Source organism: Bacteroidales bacterium, assembly GCA_018334875.1.
In the GTDB taxonomy this organism is placed as follows: Bacteria; Bacteroidota; Bacteroidia; order Bacteroidales; family UBA12077; genus JAGXLC01.
The window spans coordinates 1-3,778 of record JAGXLC010000392.1 but is presented as its reverse complement, the minus strand read 5'-3'; the positions used below and the strand labels follow the sequence as shown (position 1 = coordinate 3,778).

Below are 3,778 nucleotides of genomic sequence, written 5' to 3'. Positions count from 1 at the left end.
GCACCGTGCCTTTTTTATCGTCAACGGCTTTAATCTGGTAGTCAAGATATTTATTTTTCTTTTCCATAACTTATATAATTAAAAAAGCCAGCTCACCCTTTCGGATGTCTGGCTTTCGTGAAGCTCTTTGTATTTATATGTCAGTTGAAACTTATTTCATTAAAAAGTAATTAAAGTCTTTGCTTTTTTTTATTTTTCTGATTTTCTATTATTTTATATATTTCTTTATCATTAATCTCTACTTTAACTTTCTTGTTTATAATCTGTAAAATTCTATCTGCCTCTTTTCGATCTGATTCTTTTTCACGTTCGGATAATTGCTCGTATGGAATTCGCATTTGTTTCATCCATCTGTCAACTGCCCATTTCGGAATGATCAATTCACCTGTATTCTTATCAAATTGCCCCGTTGCCGGATAACACTTAGAAAACAGATATTCCATCCATCCCGACCAATTTTCGTCATGAATATATTTTGCGATTTTTTCTCTTATATCTTCCATACTTAAAATTTATTATAAAACCCGCAATATCTACATTTTATTTCAACTCCTTTTTTCTCTTTAAAATCAATCTTTGCGATTAACTTGCCACAGCTTTTACATACAACGGGGTAAATATAAAAATTATTTTTTGATTTCACAAATTTACCGTTTAAATTCAAAAGTCTCAGTGCACATGCAGTTCACTACCTGTTCAACAGGCCCCGCCGGATCGCCCGGCTCAAACATTTGCGCACCACCAATATTGAAATATTCATCTTTGCCAACTGTTTGCCCATGCGCATCTATGTGATCCTGCCTTGTATCAACAAATGCCGCCGACCAGGTTTTATCGTAGTCTTTCCCCGTTGCGTCAACTCCCTTTCGTAGCCCCCGGTTACTTGCCGTTGTCGTCTCAGTCCTTACGATCCTTTTTGCTCTCCAAAACCGGTCTTTTGTCCATCTCTTCTTGAGCCTATCGTTTAGTTCCGTTGTTTGTGCTACCGAACCCAATCCAGGCTGCTCCTGTAATATTTCACCAAGGTATTTTCTTAATAATTCCTTACTGTTTCCAGTTACCGATACAATATTTTGGCCCAAATCCTCTCTTGCAAACTTAATCAATTCCTGCATCCAAATATCCCTGAGAATTTCATCTTCATCCTCCTGTTTTGCTGTCCAACCGGTCACTGGACTTTTCAGTTGAATATCATTTCCTAAAAATGATTTGGCTTTCCGGTATTCTCTTTCGGCAAAGTATATCCCGATTTCAGGAACCATTTTTTCGTAAATATCCTGAATTGGAGCCGGCTTAATTATCGTATCAATAGCGTTCATTAACTGCTCCCCGTTCGCTCCCTGCTGAATTTCGTCAAAAACAGGTTTCACGAGTTTATCCAGGGCGTTAGTCATTTCCTTTTTGTATTTTTTACGAAACTGACCACGCAACCTGTTAATTGTGTTAGCCCCGGCTGGGCTGTAGGCTTTTTGTTTGCCAAGTTGCGCCGAGCATACAGCAGCACGTTGATCTTGCCTGGGATATTCACTAGTCATTACCGGATCACTCATGCACCGGTCCATGAACTGGCTGTCTGTCTCGTTATTTCGGGGAGTTGGGATTGGCATGATTCAAGTTTTACACCTGCTCAATATCGTTAAGCACTAATTGTTTATGCAACGAATCACTGTTGTGTTGTTTGATACGCTGCTTAATAGCTTCTTTCTGATCGTTCAGGGCTTTTTTAAGCTCTTTTTCAGTGTAGGTTTTTTGCTTTTGTTCCTGTTTTTCTGATTGTGCCATATAATATAATTTTTGAGGTTTAATATTTACCGGTTTGCGCTTTAAAAGTGTTTCATCCAGCGCTTTTATTTTTATTTGAGTTAGGTCTGGTTTCATTGATTTTTAATAATTCACATTCATTTCTCTATACGCCTTATCCTCATCCCGGTCAGGCCCCAATATATCACTCTCCATTGCCTGTTCTGCCGGGATTTTGTTCATGTTGATATAATAAGTTTGATGATGCTTGTCACCTACCGGCTCATCATCCATATATTCCAGATATTGATCACCATTGATAACTCCATCCTGATACATCTGAGAAACCCACCCCACTTTAGTTTTCTTATCTGCTTGCAGTTCCTCAACTTCTGAATAGTCAGGAACATATTGCATTATCTCATTGCCTGCATAACCTGGCAATATATCATTCGTAATACCTTGATAAAAAGACTGATGATCAACCATAATACGATCCGTCCACATCTCTTTTCTTGCCTCGCTACGATTGTTAAATGTCGCTCCCACGCTGTCATTGAAAAGTTCGGCGGCAACCTGGTAAACATTACACAATGCACGACGCCCATCCTGAGATGCTTCTAAAATACCTAATTCTTTTACACTGTCATATCCTAGCTTATGTACTTTAACCCCTTCTGGTGCTAGTGCCGGAACCATTAAATTTCTGTTATTACCATATTTTTCTTTCCAGTTTTTCTCAAAAAGCTGCTTCTGTTCTTCGGTTGGCTGACTCTGTAAAGCAGGATCTGTTATTAAATGTGACGGCATACCCTGACTATACATTTTTGCCGCCCGGTCATAACCTGCATTTTGCCTGTTAAGTATTTGCAAAGCTGCCTTAATTGGTGATAAACCCATAAAATGGCGACCTTCCTCGTATTGAAGTGATGGAAAACGTTCATGCCACACGTAAATAGGAGGTATCCCTTTCGCCGTATGATCTATTGTGAATTGATAAGTCCCAATAGGTTGCCGCCAGCCTCCACTTTCAATTTCTATCAGTTGAGTAGGCATCATGAGAAGCCCATCCTGTGTTAATTTACCGGCATTATTTCCCGCGTCTAACTTCGGAGAATATACAATACTATTTCCGGTGATCAATCGGAATAACTCCCAAGTCATTTTAAATTCAAACCACGTTTGAAAATGATTGGGCCGCTGAATCCGGTCCAAAAATTCATGGCTTTCCACATCCTGCCATTCGTTTTTTCTTTTGACTTGTAATTTTCCGGGAGGTGTAGCGAATTTCGTGGCAATCTTTGAGACAATCGAGAAAATGTCGGCGTTACCCTCATATCCTTTATTCACATAGTCATCAACTTTCATGTCCCGGTCAAGATATACGCCCCGGCCTCCTAAAAAATCATATAAAATCCTATACATCTCGTTTTGCCGGGTGATCATGGCGTCATATTCTGCCTTGCTTATTGCTTTCTTTTTAAATATATTCATTAAGCCCATACGAATTGTTGTTTTCTACCTATTTGATACATGGCAACATACCTCAATGCATCAATGGCATGGTTCCACATATCAATCGGTTTATTAATTTGTTTGCCTTCTTTGTCAGTCTGCCAGCTATAATTTCTCAATTCTTTGATTAAATTAGTGCTTCGCTTTGTTACTTTTAACGGATATTCCTGCAATAATGTTATGCCATACATGATAGAATCCTTGCCTTTCTCTGCCCCTCGTATATTAATGCCATACCGATAAATCTCTTCAATACTTTTCGGCTCTGCACTGTCTGCAATTATCTGACCAATATTGTTATTTTTTATGAAATTCGCAATTTCTGAATTGGTTAATCCTGTTTGATAGAGCAATTCATCTATGTAGAGCGCTCCATCATAGTATCCCAGTTTTACAATTGAAGTCGGATCATTTGAGTAACCAAAATCCAATCCATAGATTATCCATTTACAATCTTCGGGAAAATGGTCAACTTGCTGCCAGTTATCAAAAACAAGGCCTTCCAATATCCCGGTTTCACCTT

5 protein-coding genes are annotated in these 3,778 nt (G+C 38.8%); all 5 read right to left on the bottom strand.

Translation table 11 applies throughout. The annotated features are described in order from the left end of the window. Positions 1-170: 170 nt before the first annotated feature. Positions 171-503 (bottom strand): hypothetical protein, encoded by a 333-nt coding sequence (locus KGY70_18670; GenBank protein MBS3777226.1) that lies wholly within the window; start codon positions 501-503, stop codon positions 171-173. Between the two features lie 144 nt (positions 504-647). Further along, positions 648-1,607: a hypothetical protein gene (locus tag KGY70_18665; GenBank protein MBS3777225.1), complete on the bottom strand. Its 960-nt coding sequence runs from the start codon at positions 1,605-1,607 to the stop codon at positions 648-650. 10 nt (positions 1,608-1,617) lie between these two features. Further along, on the bottom strand, positions 1,618-1,878 hold the full coding sequence (locus KGY70_18660) for a hypothetical protein (protein MBS3777224.1): 261 nt from the start codon (positions 1,876-1,878) through the stop codon (positions 1,618-1,620). Positions 1,879-1,884: 6 nt separating this feature from the next. Continuing rightward, positions 1,885-3,108 carry a phage portal protein gene (locus KGY70_18655; GenBank protein ID MBS3777223.1) on the bottom strand — a complete coding sequence of 408 codons (1,224 nt, stop codon included), beginning with the start codon at positions 3,106-3,108 and terminating at the stop codon, positions 1,885-1,887. 125 nt (positions 3,109-3,233) lie between these two features. Continuing rightward, positions 3,234-3,778, bottom strand: a 545-nt coding sequence (locus KGY70_18650) for a terminase large subunit (GenBank protein ID MBS3777222.1), incomplete at its 5' end; no start/stop codon positions are given.